Raw genomic sequence first — 19,095 nt, 5'->3', positions numbered from 1 at the left:
GGAGCTGGCGATGTCCGGCCACTCTAAGTGGGCTACCACCAAGCACAAGAAGGCCGCGATCGACGCCAAGCGCGGCAAGCTCTTCGCCAAGATGATCAAGAACATCGAGGTGGCGGCCCGCACCGGCGGCGGCGACCCCGCGGGCAACCCGACGCTCTACGACGCCATCCAGAAGGCCAAGAAGAGCTCCGTCCCGATCGACAACATCAACCGGGCCGTCAAGCGCGGCTCCGGTGCGGAGGCCGGCGGCGCCGACTACTCGACGATCATGTACGAGGGCTACGGCCCCAACGGCGTGGCCGTCCTGATCGAGTGCCTCACCGACAACCGCAACCGCGCCGCCTCCGACGTGCGCGTGGCGATGACCCGCAACGGCGGCAACATGGCCGACCCGGGCTCGGTGTCCTACCTGTTCAACCGCAAGGGCGTCGTGATCGTCCCCAAGGCCGACGGCGTGGACGAGGACAAGATCCTGGACGTCGTGCTGGACGCCGGCGCCGAGGAGGTCAACGACCTGGGCGAGGCCTTCGAGGTGATGTCCGAGGCCACCGACATGGTCGCGGTCCGCACCGCGCTGGTCGACGCGGGCATCGACTACGACTCCGCCGACGCCAACTTCGTCCCCAGCATGCAGGTCGAGCTGGACGCCGAGGGCGCCCGCAAGATCTTCAAGCTGATCGACGCGCTGGAGGACAGCGACGACGTGCAGAACGTCTTCGCCAACTTCGACGTCTCCGACGAGATCATGGCCGAGCTGGACGCCTGAGTCCGGCCGTTCCCCGCCCGGTGGCCCGCTGGTGGCCGCCGGGCGGAGGCGTGTCCGGGGCCGCCTGTCGGTGGCCGGGAGTAACCTGCGCAGGTCGGAGAGAGGTGGGGCCGTGCGAGTGCTGGGTGTGGACCCTGGGCTGACCAGGTGCGGCGTCGGCGTGGTCGAAGGGCTGCCCGGGCGGCAGTTGACGATGCTCGGCGTCGGCGTGGTGCGGACCCCGCCGGAGGACGAGATCGGCCCCCGGCTGCTGGCCATCGAACAGGGCCTGGAGTCCTGGCTCGACCGGTACCGGCCCGAACTCGTCGCGGTGGAGCGGGTGTTCGCCCAGCACAACGTCCGCACCGTGATGGGCACCGCGCAGGCCTCGGCGGTCGCCGTGCTCTGCGCGACCAGGCGCGGCATCCCCGTCACGCTGCACACCCCCAGCGAGGTCAAGGCCGCCGTCACCGGCTCCGGCCGGGCCGACAAGGCGCAGGTCACCGCCATGGTCACCCGGCTGCTGCGACTCGACGCCCCGCCCAAGCCCGCCGACGCCGCGGACGCCCTCGCCCTGGCCATCTGCCACATCTGGCGCGGCGGCAGCACCAACCGCCTGACCGCGGCGATCAAGGCCCACGGCGCGGGCGGGAGTTCCTGGCACGGCGGCGCACCCGGGCGGAATCAGGGGCGCGGGGAACTGCGCGAAGCGGGAGACGCCCAGCAGCAGGATCCGTCCGAGCAGCAGGCAGCCCCACCCAGGGCGGCGTACGGCAGGGCGCCGGGCCGCTCGCGCAGTTCCCCGCGCCCCTGACGGGGCACCCGGCAGCACCGCAGTTCGACGTCCAACCACCGAAGGGAAAGAACGACGCCATGATCGCCTTTGTGCAGGGGCCGGTTGCGGTGGTGGGGGCCGGGGTGGCCGTGGTGGAGGTCGGGGGGGTGGGGATGGCGGTGCAGTGCACGCCGACCACGCTGGCGACGCTGCGGGTGGGGGAGGTGGCCCGGCTGGCGACCTCGCTGGTGGTCCGGGAGGACTCGCTGACGCTGTTCGGGTTCGTGGACGACGACGAGCGGGCGACGTTCGAGGTGCTGCAGGCGGCGCCGGGGGTGGGGCCGAAGCTGGCCCAGGCGATCCTGGGGGTGCACTCGCCGGAGGCGCTGCGGGCGGCGGTGGCGGGCGGCGACGAGAAGGCGCTGATCGCGGTGCCCGGCATCGGCAAGGCGAAGGCGGCGAAGCTGCTGCTGGAGTACAAGGACAAGCTCGGTGCCCCGCACGGCACCGTCCCGGCGCAGAAGCCGGTGGCGTCCGGCCCGGCGCCCTGGCACGAGCAGCTGCACTCCGCGCTGGTGGGCCTGGGCTACGCTCCGCGGGAGGCGGAGGAGGCGGTGGCCCGGGTGACGCCGGAGGCCGAGGCGCAGCCGGTGCCGGACGTCGGCGCGCTGCTGCGGCTGGCCCTGCGGGGGCTGAACCGGGCCCGCTGAGGCCCGCCGGGATCCCCCGGAAACACGATGAAGCAATGTGACGATCCGTCACCAAGTCGACAAAGGGGAGCAGTCTTCCGATGAGCCCGTACGAGTCCGAGCCCGTTGACCGCCTGGTGACGGCGTCCGCCGACGGCGAGGACCAGGCGGTGGAGGCGGCGCTGCGCCCCAAGCTGCTGGAGGAGTTCATCGGGCAGGAGCGGGTGCGCGAGCAGCTCTCGCTGGTGCTGCAGGCGGCCCGCAAGCGCGGGGCGGCGCCGGACCACGTGCTGCTCAGCGGCCCGCCCGGGCTGGGCAAGACCACCCTGTCGATGATCATCGCGGCGGAGCTGAACGCCCCGATCCGGATCACCTCCGGCCCGGCGATCCAGCACGCGGGCGACCTGGCGGCGATCCTGTCCTCGCTGACCGAGGGCGAGGTGCTGTTCCTCGACGAGATCCACCGGATGTCCCGGCCCGCCGAGGAGATGCTGTACCTGGCGATGGAGGACTTCCGGGTCGACGTGATCGTCGGCAAGGGCCCGGGCGCCACCGCCATCCCGCTGGAGCTGCCGCCGTTCACGCTGGTCGGCGCGACCACCCGGGCGGGCCTGCTGCCGCCGCCGCTGCGCGACCGGTTCGGGTTCACCGGGCACATGGAGTTCTACGCGCCGGCCGAGCTGGAGCGGGTGGTGCACCGTTCGGCGGGCCTGCTGGACGTGGAGATCGACCCGGCGGGCGCGGCCGAGATCGCCGGCCGCTCGCGCGGCACGCCGCGGATCGCCAACCGGCTGTTGCGCCGGGTGAGGGATTTCGCGCAGGTCCGGCACGACGGCCTGGTGACCCGGGAGATCGCCGCGCGGGCGCTGGAGGTCTACGAGGTCGACGCGCGCGGTCTGGACCGGCTGGACCGGGCGGTGCTGGAGGCGCTGCTGAAGCTGTTCGGCGGCGGCCCGGTGGGCCTGTCCACGCTGGCGGTGGCGGTGGGCGAGGAGGCGGAGACGGTCGAGGAGGTGGCTGAACCTTTCCTCGTCCGGGAGGGCCTGCTGGCGCGCACCCCGCGCGGGCGGGTCGCCACCGCGGCGGCCTGGCAGCACCTGGGGCTGACCCCGCCGCAGGCGGCGCGGGCGTCGGGCGGGGCGCGGGGCGGGCAGCAGAACGGGCTGTGGGCCGACGGCCAGGGGCAGGGCCAGGGATAACTCCGCTGCCTTATCGGGAGTTTATGTGCATGCCAAGGCTCGCCACTTTCGGCGGCACACTGGCATGCTTGGCGTTGTCCGTTCAGTGCGGGTCGCCTAGACTCCGCCGGACCGCCCCAGTCACCCGACGGGCCGACGTATACGCACTGGCCGCCGCACCGGCGGCCTACAAAGGACCCTGGCTGTGCAATTCATCATCTTCCTCCTCCCGCTCCTCGCCATCTTCCTGATGATGCGCTCGCAGAAGAAGCGTCAGGCCCAGATGCAGAGCATGCAGACCGCGCTCCAGCCGGGGTCCGGTGTTCGCACCATCGGCGGAATGTACGCGCTGGTCAAGGCGGTCAACGACGAGACGGTCGAGCTGGAGGTCGCCCCCGGTGTGGTGGCCCACTACACCAAGGGCGCGATCGCGGCCGTCCTGGAGCCGCTGGAGTACGACGCGATCATCAACGGCCGCCCCGCCGAGGACGAGTCCGACGAGGCCGTCGAGGCCCTCGACGCGGCTGCCGACGAGAAGCCGCTGAGCCTGTCCAAGGACGAGGCGAAGGACGAGGCGAAGGTCGACGCCGAGGCTCCCGAGAGCAAGTAGTACGGTCGGGGTCACCCTCGACCAGCGGCATCCGCCGCAAGCCCAACAGGACCTCTTGGGCCGTCGTGCGTCCGCCGCCTTCCGCCCCCGCCCGCGCGGGGCCGGGGGCCGGCCGCCGGGCGGCATGGACAGGGAGAAACGAGCAAGGTGGCAACACCCAAGTCGCGGTCGCGCGACGGATACCCGGGACGGGCGCTGGCGCTCATCCTGGTGGTCACCGTCGGCCTTGTGGCCCTCATGTTCGGGACGGGCAACACCAAGCCCCGTCTCGGTATCGACCTCGCCGGTGGCACCAGCGTCACGCTGACCGCAAAGTCGGACGATCCCTCCGCGATCAACAAGACCAATCTGAACACCGCGGTCGGCATCATCCAGAAGCGCGTCAACGGCATGGGTGTCTCCGAGGCGGAGGTGCAGACCCAGGGCAATGCCAACATCATCGTCAACATTCCCGACGGTGGTAACACGCAGCAGTCCATCGACAAGGTCGGTGACACCGCCAAGCTCTACTTCCGCCCGGTGCTGGCCGCCGAGCCGTCCGGTGCGGCCGCCCAGCAGCCCACCCCGTCCGGCTCCCCGGACGCCGCGGCCTCGACCGCCCCGAGCGCGGGCGCCTCCGCCTCCGCGGGCGCCTCCACCTCGGCCTCCGCCCCGGCCTCCGCGTCCGCGTCCGCCAGCAAGGCGGGCCGCGCGCTGTCCGGCGCGCTGCAGGCCGACCCGACGGCCTCCGCGAGCGCCGGCGCCTCGGCCCAGCCGAGCACCGCCGCCTCCGCCCCCGCCACCGCCCCGAGCGCCGCGCCCACCCCGGACGCCGCGACCGCCGCGCTGCAGCAGAAGTACGCCGCCCTGGACTGCACGGTCAAGGAGCAGCGGATCAACTACCAGACCAACGACCCGACCGCGCCGGCCCTGGCCTGCTCGTACGACGCGGAGCAGGGCCTCTGGTACAAGTTCGTGCTCGGCGGCGTCGCGGTGAACGGCTCGGACGTCACCAAGGCCCAGGCCGTGTACGACACCCAGACCGGCAAGGGCTGGATGGTCGACCTGTCGTTCAACGACACCGGCTCCAAGGCCTTCGCCTCCACCACCGGCCAGCTGGCCACCCAGTCCACCCCGGCCAACCAGTTCGCCATCGTGCTGGACGGCCAGGTCGTCTCCCACCCGTACGTGCAGGAGTCGATCACCGGCGGCAGCGCCGTGATCAACGGCACCTTCACCTCGGACGAGGCCAAGTCGCTGGCGAACGTGCTGAGCTACGGCGCGCTCCCGCTGGACTTCGTCAAGAGCGACGTCACCACCGTCTCCCCGCAGCTCGGCTCCGAGCAGCTGAAGGCCGGCCTGATCGCCGGTCTGATCGGCATGGTGCTGGTGGTCGCGTACTCGCTGGTCTACTACCGCGGCCTGGGCCTGATCTCGATCGCCGGCCTGGTCGTCTCGGCGGTCCTGACCTGGTCGATCATGAGCCTGCTGGGCGCGGGCATCGGCTTCGCGCTGAACCTGCCCGCGGTCTGCGGCGCGATCGTGGCGATCGGCATCACCGCGGACTCCTTCATCGTGTACTTCGAACGGATCCGGGACGAGGTCCGCGAGGGCGCCCAGCTGCGGGCCGCCGTGCAGCGGGCCTGGCCGCGGGCCCGGCGCACCATCCTGGTGTCGGACTTCGTCTCCTTCCTGTGTGCCGCGGTGCTGTACCTGGTGTCGGTCGGCAAGGTCCAGGGCTTCGCCTTCACGCTGGGCCTGACCACCCTGCTCGACGTCGTGGTGATCTTCCTGTTCACCAAGCCGCTGATCAGCCTGCTCGCCCGCACGAAGTTCTTCGCCGGCGGCCACCCGATGTCCGGCCTGGACCCGAAGCGGCTCGGCGCCCGTCCGCCGATCCGCGGCTCCCGCCGCCGTTCCACCACCACCCAGGAGGTCTGACCCATGTCGCTCCGCAACATCGGTCACCGCCTCTACCAGGGCGAGGTCTCCTTCGACTTCGTCGGCAAGCGGAAGATCTGGTACTCGATCTCGGCGGTGATCGTCCTGGTGGCCGCCGTCGGCCTGGCCATGGGCCTGCACCTGGGCATCGAGTTCAAGGGCGGCTCGGTCTACACCGTGCACAAGCCCGGCCTCTCGGCCTCCCAGGCGAAGGAGACCGCCGACAAGATCATCGGCTCCAACACCGCGCTGGTGCAGACCACGGACAAGGGTGACGTCCGGGTCCAGGTCAGCGCCCAGGAGTCGATCCCGGCGGCGACCTTCACCAAGGAGTTCTCGCAGGCGGTCGGCGTCCAGGAGCAGGACATCAACGCCCAGGTGATCGGCCCCTCCTGGGGTGCCGACATCTCCAAGAAGGCGCTGACCGGTCTGATCGTCTTCATGGTGCTGGTCACCGTCTACATGGCGATCGCCTTCGAGTGGCGGATGGCGGTGGCCGCCCTGGTCGCCCTGATCCACGACCTCCTGATCACCATCGGCGTCTACGCCCTGGTCGGCTTCGAGGTCACCCCGGGCACCGTGATCGGCTTCCTGACCATCCTCGGCTACTCGCTCTACGACACGGTCGTCGTCTTCGACACCGTGAAGGAGAACACCCGGGGCATCACCAAGCAGTCCCGCCGGACCTACAGCGAGGCCGCCAACCACGGCCTCAACCAGACCCTGGTGCGCTCCATCAACACCACGGTGGTGGCCCTGCTGCCGGTCTCCGCGCTGCTGTTCATCGGCGGCGGCCTGCTCGGCGCCGGCACCCTGAACGACATCTCGCTGGCCCTGTTCATCGGCCTCGCGGCCGGTGCCTACTCCTCCATCTGCGTGGCCACCCCGCTGCTCGCGCAGCTCAAGGAGCAGGCCCCGGACATGAAGGCGCTGGCCAAGCGGGTCGCCCAGCGGCGCGCCTCGGAGGCCAAGGCCGCGGCCGAGGGCCGGGGCCGGGACGCCGAGGGTGAGGAGTTCGACGGCGGGGAGGACGACGGCGACGAGGTCCCGGCCGGTATGGTCGGACAGCGTAACCAGCCGACCAGCCGCTCCCGAGGCAAGGGACGGCCGTCCGGCAAGCGCTGACCCTCCGCGAAGGAACCCCCGTGACCTCCACCACCGACCCCGCCCTGTCCGAGCTGCTCAACAGCCGGATCCGGGACGTGCAGGACTACCCGAAGCCGGGCGTCCTGTTCAAGGACATCGCCCCCCTGCTCGCCGACGCCGAGGCGTTCGGCGCGCTGACCCGGGCGCTGGCCGAGCGGGCGCGGGAGCTCGGCGCCACCAAGGTGGTCGGGCTGGAGGCGCGGGGGTTCGTGCTCGCCGCCCCGGCCGCGTTCGCGGCCGGGCTCGGGTTCGTCCCGATCCGCAAGAAGGGCAAGCTGCCCGGCGAGGTGTTCGCCCGCTCGTACGACCTCGAGTACGGGTCGGCGACGCTGGAGGTGCAGTGCGACGCGTTCGAGCCCGGCGAGAAGGTCCTGGTGGTGGACGACGTGCTGGCCACCGGCGGGACGATCGCCGCCTCGCTGGACCTGGTCCAGGAGGCCGGGGCCCAACTGGTCGGCGTGGTCGTGCTGATGGAGCTCGGCTTCCTGACGGGGCGCGCGAAGCTCGCCGCGCACCTGCACGGCGCACCGCTGGAGACGCTCGTCGTGGTGTGACGCCGCGCTGTTCGAGAGCCGCCCGGGAACACGACCGTTCCCGGGCGGCTTCCTGTTCGAGGCGGGCGCGCCACCGCACGGGGGTGCGCTGTCGGTACGATGAAGGTTGATCCGACGTAGGAGTGTCCTTGCCCGACGAGGTTGTGCCCACGGCCGCTGCCGCCAGTTCCCGTTCCTCGCAGGGCGGGATGCGGGCTCGGCTTGCGCGGCTGGGCGGACAGCGCAGTTCGATGGTCAACCCGGTGCTGGAACCGCTGTTCCGGACGATCCGGGCCAACGACCCCAAGGCCGACCCGGGGCTGCTGAAGGACATCGAGCGGGCGTACGCCGTCGCGGAGAAGTGGCACCGCGGGCAGAAGCGCAAGAGCGGCGACCCGTACATCACCCACCCGCTGGCGGTGGCCACCATCCTGGCCGAGCTGGGGATGGACGCGCCGACCCTGATGGCCGGGCTGCTGCACGACACCGTCGAGGACACCGACTACGGGCTGGAGACGCTCCGGCAGGACTTCGGCGACTCGGTGGCGCTGCTGGTCGACGGCGTGACCAAGCTGGACCGGGTCAAGTTCGGCGAGGCCGCGCAGGCGGAGACCGTCCGCAAGATGGTCGTGGCGATGGCCAAGGACCCGCGGGTGCTGGTGATCAAGCTCGCCGACCGGCTGCACAACATGCGCACCATGCGCTACCTGAAGCGGGAGAAGCAGGAGAAGAAGGCCCGCGAGACGCTGGAGATCTACGCCCCGCTGGCGCACCGGCTGGGCATGAACACCATCAAGTGGGAGCTGGAGGACCTGGCCTTCGCCATCCTCTACCCCAAGATGTACGACGAGATCGTCCGGCTGGTGGCCGAGCGCGCCCCCAAGCGCGACGAGTACCTGGCCACCGTGATCGACCAGGTGCAGGGCGACCTGCGCGGGGCCCGGATCACCGCGCAGGTGACCGGCCGGCCCAAGCACTACTACTCGGTCTACCAGAAGATGATCGTCCGGGGCCGGGACTTCGCCGAGATCTACGACCTGGTGGGCATCCGGGTCCTGGTCGACACCGTCCGCGACTGCTACGCGGCGCTGGGCACCATCCACGCGCGGTGGAACCCGGTGCCGGGGCGGTTCAAGGACTACATCGCGATGCCCAAGTTCAACATGTACCAGTCGCTGCACACCACGGTGATCGGCCCCGGGGGCAAGCCGGTCGAGCTGCAGATCCGCACCTTCGACATGCACCGCCGGGCCGAGTACGGCATCGCCGCGCACTGGAAGTACAAGCAGCGCGCGGTGGCCGGCGCCTCCAAGGTGCGCACCGACACGCCCACCCACGGGCGGCAGCACGACAAGGCCGACGCGGTCAACGAGATGGCCTGGCTGCGGCAGCTGCTGGACTGGCAGAAGGAGACCGAGGACCCGAGCGAGTTCCTGGAGTCGCTGCGCTTCGACCTGTCCACCAACGAGGTGTTCGTCTTCACCCCGAAGGGCGACGTGATAGCGCTGCCCGCGCAGGCCACCCCGGTGGACTTCGCGTTCGCGGTGCACACCGAGGTCGGCTGCCGGTGCATCGGCGCCCGGGTCAACGGCCGGCTGGTGCCGCTGGAGTCGACGCTGGAGAACGGCGACACGGTGGAGGTGTTCACCTCCAAGGCGGAGAACGCCGGCCCGTCCCGGGACTGGCTGAGCTTCGTCAAGTCGCCCCGGGCCCGCAACAAGATCCGCGCCTGGTTCTCCAAGGAGCGCCGCGAGGAGGCGATCGAGCAGGGCAAGGAGTCGATCGCCCGGGCGATGCGCAAGCAGGGCCTGCCGATCCAGCGGATCCTCACCGGGGACTCGCTGGTCACCCTGGCCCACGAGATGCGCTACCCGGACATCTCCTCGCTGTACGCGGCGATCGGCGAGGGCCACGTCGCCGCGCAGGCCATCGTGCAGAAGCTGGTCCAGGCGATGGGCGGCGAGGAGGGCGCGGTCGAGGACCTCGCCGAGACCGCCACCCCCTCGCACCAGCCGCGCGCGATGCGCCGCCGGGCCAAGGGCGACCCGGGCGTCATCGTCAAGGGCGTCGACGACGTGTGGGTGAAGCTGGCGCGCTGCTGCACGCCGGTGCCCGGCGACCCGATCGTCGGCTTCATCACCCGCGGCAACGGCGTCTCGGTGCACCGCGCGGACTGCGTCAACGTGGAGTCCCTGCAGCAGCAGCCCGAGCGGATGATCGACGTCGAGTGGGCGGCCACCCAGTCCTCGGTGTTCCTGGTCGCCATCCAGGTCGAGGCGCTGGACCGCTCCCGGCTGCTCTCCGACGTCACCCGGGTGCTCTCCGACCAGCACGTCAACATCCTGTCGGCGGCCGTCCAGACCTCCCGCGACCGGGTGGCGATGAGCCGGTTCACCTTCGAGATGGGCGACCCCAAGCACCTGGGGCACGTGCTCAAGGCGGTGCGCGGCGTCGAGGGCGTGTACGACGTGTACCGGGTCACCTCGGCCCGCAACAAGTAGGCCCGCGGCCCTCCCGGTCGCCGACCGCCCCCGCCCCGCCGACACTGGCCGGGTGGGGGCGGTCGGCTTTCCGGGAGGCACCGTGCACGGGATACGGATGAGGACGGCAGTGGCCGGCGCGGCGGCGGCCGCGGCGCTGGCGGCCGGCTGCGGCAGCGGCTCGGGCGGTTCCGGGAGCACCGGCAGCCCGGCGGCGAGCGGCACCGGCAGCCCGGTGTCGGCGTCCGCGGCGGCGGCCTCCGCGGCCGCCGACAACGGGGTGGCCGGGCAGTCCGCCGACCAGGTGCTGCAACGGGCCGTGCAGGCGCTCAAGGACGCCGGCGCGGTCCGGGCGGCGGGCACCGTCGGCAGCGAGGGCGGGCAGATCACCATGGACCTGCGGCTGGACACCACCGGCGACTGCACCGGCACGCTCAGCCAGGGCGGCGTCGGCAGCTTCCAGGTGGTGAAGTCCGGGCAGCAGCTGTGGGTCAAACCGGACCAGGAGTTCTGGCAGACCCACGGCGGCCCGGCGATGGCCCAACTGGTCGGCGACCGCTACCTGAAGACCACCAGCGACAACCCGGACTTCGGCGAGATCGGCAGCCTGTGCGACCTGACCGCGCTGGCCGACCAGCTCGGCACCGGCAAGAGCGGCCTGGCCAAGGGCGGCGAGGAGAACGTGCAGGGCCGCCCCGCGCTCACCCTGACCAACACCTCCAGCACCGGCACCGGCACCCTGTACGTGGCCACCACCGGCGAGCCGGTGCCGCTGAAGCTCGCCAAGGACACCGGGGCGGTCGAGTTCAGCGACTTCGGCACCCCGGTGCCCAGCGCCACCCCCGGGCCCGACCAGAGCCTCGACCTGGACCAGCTGCAGCAGCCGTCCTCCTCGACCTCGGTGGTGTGAAGCGGAACGCGCGAAGGGCCCCCACCGTGCGGCGGGGGCCCTTCGCGCGGGCGTTGCCGGAGCTCAGGAGGTGAACTCCTGGAGCGACTTCTGCGCCTGGTCGAGCAGCGCCCGGCGGCCGGCCAGCTCGGTCTCCAGCTTGGCGGCCTTGGCCGTGTTGCCGGCGGCGCGGGCCTTGGCCAGGTCGGCCTCGAGCTTGTCCACGGCGGCCTGCAGCAGCGCGGTCATGCCGGTGGCGCGGGCCCGGGCCTCCGGGTTGGAGCGCTGCCACTCGGCCTCCTCGGCCTCGCGGACCGCGCGCTCCACCGCGCTCAGCCGGCCGTCCAGCTTCGGGCGGGCGTCGCGCGGGACGTGGCCGATCGCCTCCCAGCGCTCGGCGATGTCGCGCAGCGCGGCCTTGGCGGCCTTCAGGTCGGTGATCGGCAGGATCGCCTCGGCCTCGACCAGCAGCGCCTCCTTGGCCTTCTGGTTCTCGCCCTGCTCGGCGTCGCGCTCGGAGAACGCGGAGGACCGGGCCTGGAAGAAGACGTCCTGGGCGCCGCGGAAGCGGGCCCACAGCTCCTCCTCGGCGTCCCGCTGGGCGCGACCGGCGGCCTTCCACTGCGTCATCAGGTCGCGGTAGGCGGCCGCGGTCGGGCCCCACTCGGTGGAGCCGGACAGCGCCTCGGCCTCGGCGACCAGCTTCTCCTTGACCGAACGGGCCGACTCGCGCTCCGAGTCGAGCGCCGCGAAGTGCGACTTGCGGTGCTTGGAGAACACCGAGCGGGCGTGCGAGAAGCGGTGCCACAGCTCGTCGTCGCTCTTGCGGTCCAGGCGCGGCAGCGCCTTCCAGTTGTCGACCAGGGCGCGCAGCCGGTCGCCGGCCTCCCGCCACTGGTTGGACTCGGCGAGCTGCTCGGCCTCGGCGACCAGCGCCTCCTTGGCGGCGCGGGTCTCCTCCTGGGCCTTCGCCCGGGCGGCCTTGCGCTCGCCCTGCCGGGTCTCGATCTCGCCGGCCAGGGTGTCCAGGCGGGCGGCCAGGGCGGCCAGGTCGCCGACCGCGTGCGCCTCGGCGACCTGCGCGCGCAGGTGCTCCAGCGCGGTCTGCGCCTCCTTGGCGGCCAGATCGGTCTTGCGCACCCGGTGCTCCAGGAGGGCGGTCTCCGCCTCCAGGCCCTGGAACTTGCGCTCGAAGTAGGCGAGGGCCTCCTCGGGGGAGCCGGCCTGCCAGGAGCCGACCTGGCGTTCGCCGTCGGCCGTCCTCACGTAGACGTTCCCCTGCTCGTCGACACGGCCCCACGGGTCGCTGCTCACAGCGCCTCCTCCACATGACGCCACGCCCACGGGCGGGAGCGTCGTCCACAGTTGATGTGCGGCGGACCGATGGAGCCCGCCGTCCCGAGCCGTCGTGGTGTTGCGCCGAGGGTGACGGCCGACGGTCAGGGCACCCTATACAACAGCAACATAGGCGACCAGCGCCGGTGCTGTCCGCATCCGGCGCCGGTCGATTTTCGCGGCGGGTCAGCCCTTGGCGGTGGTGATGCTCGTGACGTTGACCGGGAGCTTGGGGGCGCCGTCGCCGCCGGTTCCCTCGGCGCCGCCGGCGGCGATCTTCTGCAGCACGTCGAGGCCGCCGGTGATCTTGCCGAACGGGGTGTAGCTGGGGGGCAGTTGGGTGTCCTTGTAGACCAGGAAGAACTGGCTGCCGTTGGTGTTCGCGCCGGAGTTGGCCATCGCCACGGTGCCCGCGGGGTAGGTCGCGCCCTCCAGGTTCTCGTCGGCGAACTGGTAGCCCGGGCCGCCCCGGCCGGTGCCGGTCGGGTCGCCGCACTGCAGGACGTAGATGCCCTCCGTGGTGAGGCGGTGGCACTTGGTGTTGTCCCAGAACTGCTGACCGGCCAGGAACACGAAGGAGTTGACGGTGTGCGGCGCCTTCGCCGCGTCCAGCGCCAGGGTCACCTCGCCCTGCGAGGTCTCGATCTTCGCGGTGTACTTGGCGGCCGCGTCGATCGACATGGCCGGCTCGGCGGCCCACTGCTTGCCGGAGGCGGACGGGGACGGCGCGGCGGAGGCCGTCTTGGTGTCCTTCTTCTTGTCCGAGTCGAACACGCCGGAGGCCACGGTGGCGACACCGCCGACCACCACGACGGCCAGGATCCCCGCGACGATCGCGTTGCGCTGCTTGCGCTTGGCCGCCGCCTCGGCGCGCGCCTGCATCTGGCGCTCGTACTTCTCACGGGCGAGCTGCCGCCGCCGCTGTTCGCTGCTGACCACCGGGGGTGTCTCCTGGACTGTGTCGACGTGGGGGGAGTTGAGCTGGCGTGCACGGATCATCGCATCCGTCGGCGGCCAGTGTAAGGACCCCGCGCGTCAGGACGGGATCAGCGCGAGATGAGAAAGGTCTGAACGCACCGGACAACCGGTTCGCCCGCGGCCCGGTGCCGCCGGTAGGCTGCGGGGGAAAAGCAGACCGCCGCCGCATGAAACGAAGGACTCGCGTGTTCGTCGCCGGATTCCCCGCCGGGGCCTGGGGCACCAATTGCTACCTGGTCGCACCCGCCGCCGGTGAGGAGTGCGTGATCGTCGACCCCGGGCACGAAGCGGCCGCCGGCGTCGAGGAGTTGATCCGCGAGCACCGGCTCAAGCCGGTCGCGGTGCTGCTCACCCACGGGCACATCGACCACGTCGCCTCGGTCGTCCCGGTCTGCGGCGCGCAGGGCGTCCCGGCCTGGATCCACCCCGCGGACCGCTACATGCTGGCCGACCCGGAGAAGGCGCTCGGGCGCTCGCTCGGGCAGCAGCTGATGGGCTCGATCACCGTCGGCGAGCCGGACGACGTCCGGGAGTTGGCCGACGGCAGCGTGCTGGAGCTCGCCGGGATGCACCTCACCGTCGACCACGCCCCCGGCCATACCGAGGGGTCGGTGACGTTCAGGACGCCCGCATCGGCAGAGGTCCCGCCGGTGCTGTTCTCGGGCGACCTGCTGTTCGCCGGCTCCATCGGGCGTACCGACCTCCCGGGCGGAGACAGCGGAGCGATCATGCGCTCGCTGGCCCGGGTGTGCCTGCCCCTCGACGACGCGACCGTGGTGCTCTCCGGCCACGGCTCGCAGACCACCATCGGCCGAGAGCGCGCCACCAACCCCTACCTCCGGCAGGCGGGCGGTGCGCCGGACGCACCGGCCTTCCCGCGACGAGGAATGTGACGGAAGAGAAGTTGAGCACCTTCACCGCCCCCAAGGGCACCTTCGACCTGCTGCCGACGGTCAACTCCGCGGCCTACCTGGCGATCCGCGACCGGCTCTCCGGGCCGCTGCGCCGCGCCGGGTACGGCTACGTCGAGACCCCCGTGTTCGAGGACGTCAAGCTGTTCTCCCGCGGCGTCGGCGAGTCCACCGACATCGTCACCAAGGAGATGTTCACCCTCGCCCAGCGCCCGGAGAGCAGCGAATCGCTGGCGCTGCGCCCCGAGGGCACCGCCTCGGTGGTCCGGGCCGCGCTGGAGGCCAACCTCCACAAGCTCGGCAACCTGCCGGTCAAGCTCTGGTACTCCGGCAACTTCTACCGCTACGAGCGCCCGCAGAAGGGCCGCTACCGGCAGTTCTCGCAGGTCGGCGCGGAGGCCATCGGCGCCGAGGACCCGGCGCTGGACGCCGAGCTGATCATCCTGGCCGACGACGCCTTCCGCTCGCTCGGCCTGCGCGACTACCGCCTGCTGCTCAACTCGCTCGGCGACCAGCAGTGCCGCCCGGTCTACCGCGCCGCCCTGGTCGAGTTCCTGGCCGGACTCGACCTGGACGAGGACACCCGCCGCCGCGCCGAGATCAACCCGCTGCGCGTGCTCGACGACAAGCGCGAGGCCGTCCAGGCCCAGCTGGTGGACGCGCCCAAGCTGCGCGACTACCTGTGCGAGGACTGCAAGGCGTACGACGAGAAGGTCCGCGAGCTGCTCACCGCCGCGGGCGTCGCGTTCGTCGACGACCCGAAGCTGGTGCGCGGCCTGGACTACTACACCCGCACCACCTTCGAGTTCGTGCACGGCGGCCTGGGCGCGCAGTCCGCGATCGGCGGCGGCGGCCGCTACGACGGCCTGTCCGAGATGCTCGGCGGCCCGGCGCTGCCCTCGGTCGGCTGGGGCCTGGGCGTGGACCGCACCTTCCTCGCGCTGGAGGCCGAGGGCGTCGTCCTCGACCTGCCCGCCACCACCGAGGTGTACGCGGTGGCGCTCGGCGAGGAGGCCAAGAGCGTGCTGTTCGCCAAGACCGTCGAGCTGCGCCGGGCCGGCGTCGCCACCGACCTGGCCTTCGGCGTCAAGAGCATCAAGAACGCCATGAAGTCCGCCAACCGGTCGGGTGCGCGCTACGCCCTGATCGCGGGCGACCGGGACCTCGCCGAGGGCGTGGTCCAGCTCAAGGACATGGAGTCCGGCGAGCAGACCCCCGTCGCCCTTGAGGCGCTCGTCACCACCCTGAAGGAGAAGCAGCTGTGATCCGCACGCACGACGCGGGCACGCTCCGCGCGGAGCACGCCGGCACCACCGTCACCCTGGCCGGCTGGGTGGCCCGCCGCCGTGACCACGGCGGCGTGGCCTTCATCGACCTGCGGGACGCCTCCGGCACCGTGCAGGTCGTGGTCCGCGACCTGGAGTCGGTGCACGGGCTGCGCTCCGAGTACTGCGTGAAGGTGGTCGGCGAGGTCCGGGTCCGCCCGGAGGGCAACGAGAACCCGGAGATCCCGACCGGCGCCGTCGAGGTCGTCGTCGAGTCGATCGAGGTGCTGTCCGAGGCCGCGCCGCTGCCGTTCCAGGTCGCCGAGTACGAGCCCGGCTCGGTCAACGAGGAGGTGCGGCTGCGCTACCGCTACCTCGACCTGCGCCGCGAGGGCCCGGCCCGCGCGCTGCGGCTGCGCTCGAAGGTCAACCACATCATCCGCACGGTGATGGAGGAGAACGACTACCTCGACATCGAGACCCCGTACCTGACCCGCTCCACCCCCGAGGGCGCCCGCGACTTCCTGGTCCCGGTCCGCCTCCAGCCGGGCCACTGGTACGCCCTGCCGCAGTCCCCGCAGCTGTTCAAGCAGCTGCTGATGGTGGCCGGCATGGAGCGCTACTACCAGATCGCCCGCTGCTTCCGCGACGAGGACTTCCGCGCCGACCGGCAGCCCGAGTTCACCCAGCTCGACATCGAGGCGTCCTTCGTCGACCAGGAGGACATCCTGGCGCTCGGCGAGAAGATCATCGCCGCGATCTGGAAGCAGGTCCACGGCTACGAGATCCCGAACCCGCTGCCCCGGATGACCTACGCCGACGCCATGTCGCGCTACGGCTCCGACAAGCCGGACGTCCGCTTCGGGCAGGAACTCACCGACCTCACCGAGTACTTCAAGGGCACCGGGTTCCGGGTCTTCCAGGCCCCGTACGTCGGCGCGGTCGTGATGCCCGGCGGCGCCTCGCAGCCCCGCAAGCAGCTCGACGCCTGGCAGGACTGGGCCAAGGCCCGCGGCGCCCGCGGCCTCGCCTACGTGCTGGTGGACGCCGAGACCGGCGAGCTGCGCGGCCCGGTCGCCAAGAACCTGTCCGAGGAGCACCTGGCCGGCCTGGCCGCCGCCGCCGGCGCCAAGCCCGGCGACGCGGTGTTCTTCGCCGCGGGCAAGAAGACCGCCTCGCAGGAGCTGCTCGGCGCCGCCCGCCTGGAGATCGGCCGCCGCTGCAACCTGATCGACGAGTCCCAGTGGGCCTTCCTCTGGGTCGTGGACTTCCCGATGTTCGAGCCGATCGAGGACGACAAGGGCGAGTTCCAGGGCTGGCACGCGGTGCACCACCCGTTCACCGCGCCGACCGCCGAGTCGCTGGCCACCTTCGACACCGACCCGGGCAGCGCGCTCTCCAACGCGTACGACCTGGTGCTCAACGGCTCGGAGCTGGGCGGCGGTTCGATCCGTATCCACCAGCGGGACGTGCAGAAGCGGGCGTTCGACGCGATCGGCCTGTCCGAGGAGGAGGCGGCCTCGCAGTTCGGCTTCCTGCTGGACGCCTTCAACTACGGCCCGCCGCCGCACGGCGGCATCGCGCTCGGCCTGGACCGCGTGGTCACCCTGCTGGGCGGCTACGACACCATCCGGGACGTCATCGCCTTCCCGAAGACCTCCACCGGCGGCGACCCGCTGACCGGCGCCCCCACCCCGATCACCCCGGCCCAGCGCCGCGAGGCCGGCGTGGACGCCCAGCCCAAGGCCAAGGAGAACAAGGACGGCGCCAAGGCCGAGGCCGAGCCCGCCGTCTGACGGACCGTCAGGATCCCGGTCGGATTCTGACGGGACATCACAAAGATCACGATTCGTTCCGGCCCCGGCCGGTGCGCGGCCACCAGGAGTAGGCTGCCACCGCCCGGGGCCGGAATGCTGCACCACCCGGAACGCTGCACAACGGGGTGCAGAGCGCAAGAAGGGTCAAGGATGACCGTACGAACCAGAGTTGAACTCCCCACCGACACCGCCGAGACCCGGCGGGTGCACATGGCGGCCTTCCCAGGCCCCGAAGAGGCGGACCTGGTGGACGCGCTGCGCCGCGACGCCGCCTGGCTGCCCGCACTGTCCCTGGTCGCGGTGGACGAGCGCGAAGTGGTCATCGGCCACGCGCTGCTCACCCGGCTGAAGGTCGGCAACGGCAAGGGCCTGGCCCTCGCCCCCGTCGCGGTCGCCCCCGAGTGGCAGCGCAAGGGCGTCGGCACCGCCGTGGTGCGGGCCGCGCTGGACGCCGCCGCCGAGGCCGGCGAACGCGTCGTGGTGGTGCTCGGCGACCCGGGCTACTACGGCCGGTTCGGCTTCGCCCCCGCCTCCGGGCACCGCATCACCGGGCCGTTCGACGTCCCCGACGGGTACTTCCAGGCCCTGCGGCTGCCCGGCGCCGACGGCGCCCCGCACGGCATGTGCCGCTACCCCGCGCCGTTCGCCGAGGTCTGAGCGGCCGCCGCTTCGGGGGACCGGCCGCCACCGGTCGCCCGGAACTGCACCTCCAGGTGCAGCCGGCAGGACTCCGCGAACGCCGCCATGGCGGGCGTCTGCGCCCGCCCGTGCGGCCGGAACAGCCCCACCAGGCTCGGCCCCAGCCCGCGCACCGGCAGGCAGCGCACGTCCGGACGGCTGCTCCAGCGGCCCACCGCGCGCGGCGCGAACCCCACCCCCTGCCCGCAGGCCACCGCGGCCATCCACTCGTCCGCGTTGTGCGCCACCGCCCCGATCCGCACCGGCCGGCCGGCCCGCTCCGGCGCGCCCAGCCAGTAGTCCCGCCACACCCCGGCCTGCTCCGGTATCGCCACGAACGGCTCGTCCCACAGGTCCGCCACCGACACCTCGGTGCGGGCCGCCAGCCGGTGGTCGGCCGCCAGCACCACCCAGCGCTCCTCGGTGCCCAGCGGCACGTGCGCGTACCGCTCGGCCATCGAGGCCGGGGCGTGCCACAGCGCCAGGTCCAGCCGGCCCGAGGCCAGGCCGGAGGACTCGTCGAACCAGTCGTTCTGCCGCAACCGCAGCCGCCATCCCGGCATCCGGCGGGCGAAGTCCTCCGCCACCGCGCGGCCCAGCAGGCTCATCGTCGACCCCTCGAAGCCGACCCGCAGCTCCCCGCCGGCCTCCGCCGCCGCCAGCCGGGTCGCCCGCACCGCCTCCTCCCAGCCCGCCAGCAGCGTCCCGGCCCGGGCCAGCAGTTCGGCGCCCGCCGCCGTCGGCGCCATCCCGGCCCGCGAGCGGCGGAACAGCTCCACCCCCAGCTGCCGCTCCAGCGCCCGGACCTGCTTGGTCAGCGTCGGCTGGCTGACCCCCAGCCGGGCCGCCGCCGCGGTCAGCTGGCCCTCCTCGCCGACCACGGTCAGGCAGCGCAGCATCCGGGTGTCCACATCCATGCCCCCAGGCTATGGACCAATGCATTGGACCTCGGACCCGGGGGTGCCGCAGAGTGGTCCGGCCTTCCCCGGCGCGATCGGCACCGGCGGCACGGGGGACCGCCGGTGCCCGCCGGGGAAGGACGCCCGCACCCCGCCCGCGTCCTCCCCGCACCCCGTCCGAACTGCGGCGCCGCCCGGCGGACCGTAGCCTGAGGGATCGTCAGCATCGGCGACCCGGCGAGCGGAG

The 19,095-nt window shown here is 72.2% G+C and carries 16 protein-coding genes and 1 pseudogene; 14 read left to right on the top strand and 3 right to left on the bottom strand.

The window, feature by feature from the left end; all coding sequences use genetic code 11:
• Nucleotides 1-10 precede the first annotated feature (10 nt).
• The 10 genes and pseudogenes from OU787_RS04380 (at nucleotide 11) to OU787_RS04335 (ending at nucleotide 10,986) form a co-directional block, all read left to right on the top strand.
• Nucleotides 11-766, top strand: coding sequence for a YebC/PmpR family DNA-binding transcriptional regulator (locus tag OU787_RS04380; RefSeq protein WP_030459121.1), 756 nt, complete (start codon nucleotides 11-13; stop codon nucleotides 764-766).
• Between the two features lie 112 nt (nucleotides 767-878).
• A pseudogene (gene ruvC / locus OU787_RS04375) lies at nucleotides 879-1,397 on the top strand (crossover junction endodeoxyribonuclease RuvC); the annotation flags it as partial.
• Between the two features lie 221 nt (nucleotides 1,398-1,618).
• Entirely contained in the window at nucleotides 1,619-2,230 is a 612-nt protein-coding gene (ruvA, locus tag OU787_RS04370; protein ID WP_030459123.1) for a Holliday junction branch migration protein RuvA, read from the top strand.
• Between the two features lie 80 nt (nucleotides 2,231-2,310).
• A complete protein-coding gene (gene ruvB, locus OU787_RS04365) occupies nucleotides 2,311-3,408 on the top strand; it encodes a Holliday junction branch migration DNA helicase RuvB (RefSeq protein ID WP_268658601.1) in 1,098 nt (365 codons plus the stop codon).
• Nucleotides 3,409-3,592: 184 nt separating this feature from the next.
• Entirely contained in the window at nucleotides 3,593-3,997 is a 405-nt protein-coding gene (gene yajC / locus OU787_RS04360; protein ID WP_107066505.1) for a preprotein translocase subunit YajC, read from the top strand.
• 147 nt (nucleotides 3,998-4,144) lie between these two features.
• Nucleotides 4,145-5,917: a protein translocase subunit SecD gene (gene secD / locus OU787_RS04355; protein ID WP_030459126.1), complete on the top strand. Its 1,773-nt coding sequence runs from the start codon at nucleotides 4,145-4,147 to the stop codon at nucleotides 5,915-5,917.
• A 3-nt stretch (nucleotides 5,918-5,920) separates the two neighbouring features.
• Nucleotides 5,921-7,042: a protein translocase subunit SecF gene (gene secF, locus OU787_RS04350; protein ID WP_030459127.1), complete on the top strand. Its 1,122-nt coding sequence runs from the start codon at nucleotides 5,921-5,923 to the stop codon at nucleotides 7,040-7,042.
• Between the two features lie 20 nt (nucleotides 7,043-7,062).
• On the top strand, nucleotides 7,063-7,617 hold the full coding sequence (locus OU787_RS04345; RefSeq protein ID WP_030459128.1) for an adenine phosphoribosyltransferase: 555 nt from the start codon (nucleotides 7,063-7,065) through the stop codon (nucleotides 7,615-7,617).
• Between the two features lie 188 nt (nucleotides 7,618-7,805).
• Complete coding sequence (locus OU787_RS04340; RefSeq protein ID WP_030459129.1) at nucleotides 7,806-10,097, top strand: RelA/SpoT family protein; 2,292 nt, start codon at nucleotides 7,806-7,808, stop codon at nucleotides 10,095-10,097.
• Nucleotides 10,098-10,194: 97 nt separating this feature from the next.
• Complete coding sequence (locus OU787_RS04335; RefSeq protein ID WP_157852250.1) at nucleotides 10,195-10,986, top strand: hypothetical protein; 792 nt, start codon at nucleotides 10,195-10,197, stop codon at nucleotides 10,984-10,986.
• 63 nt (nucleotides 10,987-11,049) lie between these two features.
• Here the strand turns inward: OU787_RS04335 and OU787_RS04330 are convergent, their stop codons facing one another.
• Nucleotides 11,050-12,279, bottom strand: coding sequence for a DUF349 domain-containing protein (locus tag OU787_RS04330; RefSeq protein WP_268658600.1), 1,230 nt, complete (start codon nucleotides 12,277-12,279; stop codon nucleotides 11,050-11,052).
• Nucleotides 12,280-12,486: 207 nt separating this feature from the next.
• A complete protein-coding gene (locus OU787_RS04325; RefSeq protein ID WP_268658599.1) occupies nucleotides 12,487-13,239 on the bottom strand; it encodes a peptidylprolyl isomerase in 753 nt (250 codons plus the stop codon).
• A gap of 224 nt (nucleotides 13,240-13,463) precedes the next feature.
• Here OU787_RS04325 and OU787_RS04320 point away from each other — a divergent pair, with 224 nt between their 5' ends.
• The 4 genes from OU787_RS04320 (at nucleotide 13,464) to OU787_RS04305 (ending at nucleotide 17,928) form a co-directional block, all read left to right on the top strand.
• The gene (locus OU787_RS04320; protein WP_030459133.1) at nucleotides 13,464-14,171 is read left to right on the top strand and encodes an MBL fold metallo-hydrolase; all 708 of its coding nucleotides are present in this window, start codon (nucleotides 13,464-13,466) and stop codon (nucleotides 14,169-14,171) included.
• 11 nt (nucleotides 14,172-14,182) lie between these two features.
• Nucleotides 14,183-15,454: a histidine--tRNA ligase gene (gene hisS, locus OU787_RS04315; RefSeq protein WP_030459134.1), complete on the top strand. Its 1,272-nt coding sequence runs from the start codon at nucleotides 14,183-14,185 to the stop codon at nucleotides 15,452-15,454.
• Nucleotides 15,451-17,250, top strand: coding sequence for an aspartate--tRNA ligase (aspS, locus tag OU787_RS04310; RefSeq protein ID WP_268658598.1), 1,800 nt, complete (start codon nucleotides 15,451-15,453; stop codon nucleotides 17,248-17,250). Before hisS ends, aspS begins: the two co-directional genes overlap by 4 nt.
• A 171-nt stretch (nucleotides 17,251-17,421) precedes the next feature.
• Nucleotides 17,422-17,928: a GNAT family N-acetyltransferase gene (locus OU787_RS04305; RefSeq protein WP_030459136.1), complete on the top strand. Its 507-nt coding sequence runs from the start codon at nucleotides 17,422-17,424 to the stop codon at nucleotides 17,926-17,928.
• Here OU787_RS04305 and OU787_RS04300 read toward each other — a convergent pair.
• Entirely contained in the window at nucleotides 17,901-18,866 is a 966-nt protein-coding gene (locus OU787_RS04300) for a LysR family transcriptional regulator (RefSeq protein ID WP_081966816.1), read from the bottom strand. The two genes, OU787_RS04305 and OU787_RS04300, sit on opposite strands and share 28 nt — an antisense overlap.
• Between the last annotated feature and the right edge of the window lie 229 nt (nucleotides 18,867-19,095).

It is taken from the genome of Kitasatospora sp. YST-16 (genome assembly GCF_026802215.1).
GTDB classification, from domain to species: domain Bacteria; phylum Actinomycetota; class Actinomycetes; order Streptomycetales; family Streptomycetaceae; genus Kitasatospora; species Kitasatospora cineracea.
The sequence above is the reverse complement of the archived record's forward strand: the minus strand, read 5'-3'. Positions and strand labels throughout refer to the sequence as shown.

What these genes read in the sequence shown, in the direction of transcription:
- OU787_RS04380 (WP_030459121.1), top strand. Translation starts at nt 11, where the DNA reads ATGTCCGGCCACTCTAAGTGGGCTACCACCAAGCACAAGAAGGCCGCG.
- ruvA (WP_030459123.1), top strand. Translation starts at nt 1,619, where the DNA reads ATGATCGCCTTTGTGCAGGGGCCGGTTGCGGTGGTGGGGGCCGGGGTG.
- ruvB (WP_268658601.1), top strand. Translation starts at nt 2,311, where the DNA reads ATGAGCCCGTACGAGTCCGAGCCCGTTGACCGCCTGGTGACGGCGTCC.
- secF (WP_030459127.1), top strand. Translation starts at nt 5,921, where the DNA reads ATGTCGCTCCGCAACATCGGTCACCGCCTCTACCAGGGCGAGGTCTCC.
- OU787_RS04340 (WP_030459129.1), top strand. Translation starts at nt 7,806, where the DNA reads ATGCGGGCTCGGCTTGCGCGGCTGGGCGGACAGCGCAGTTCGATGGTC.
- OU787_RS04335 (WP_157852250.1), top strand. Translation starts at nt 10,195, where the DNA reads ATGAGGACGGCAGTGGCCGGCGCGGCGGCGGCCGCGGCGCTGGCGGCC.
- OU787_RS04305 (WP_030459136.1), top strand. Translation starts at nt 17,422, where the DNA reads ATGACCGTACGAACCAGAGTTGAACTCCCCACCGACACCGCCGAGACC.
- OU787_RS04300 (WP_081966816.1), bottom strand. Translation starts at nt 18,866, where the DNA reads ATGGATGTGGACACCCGGATGCTGCGCTGCCTGACCGTGGTCGGCGAG.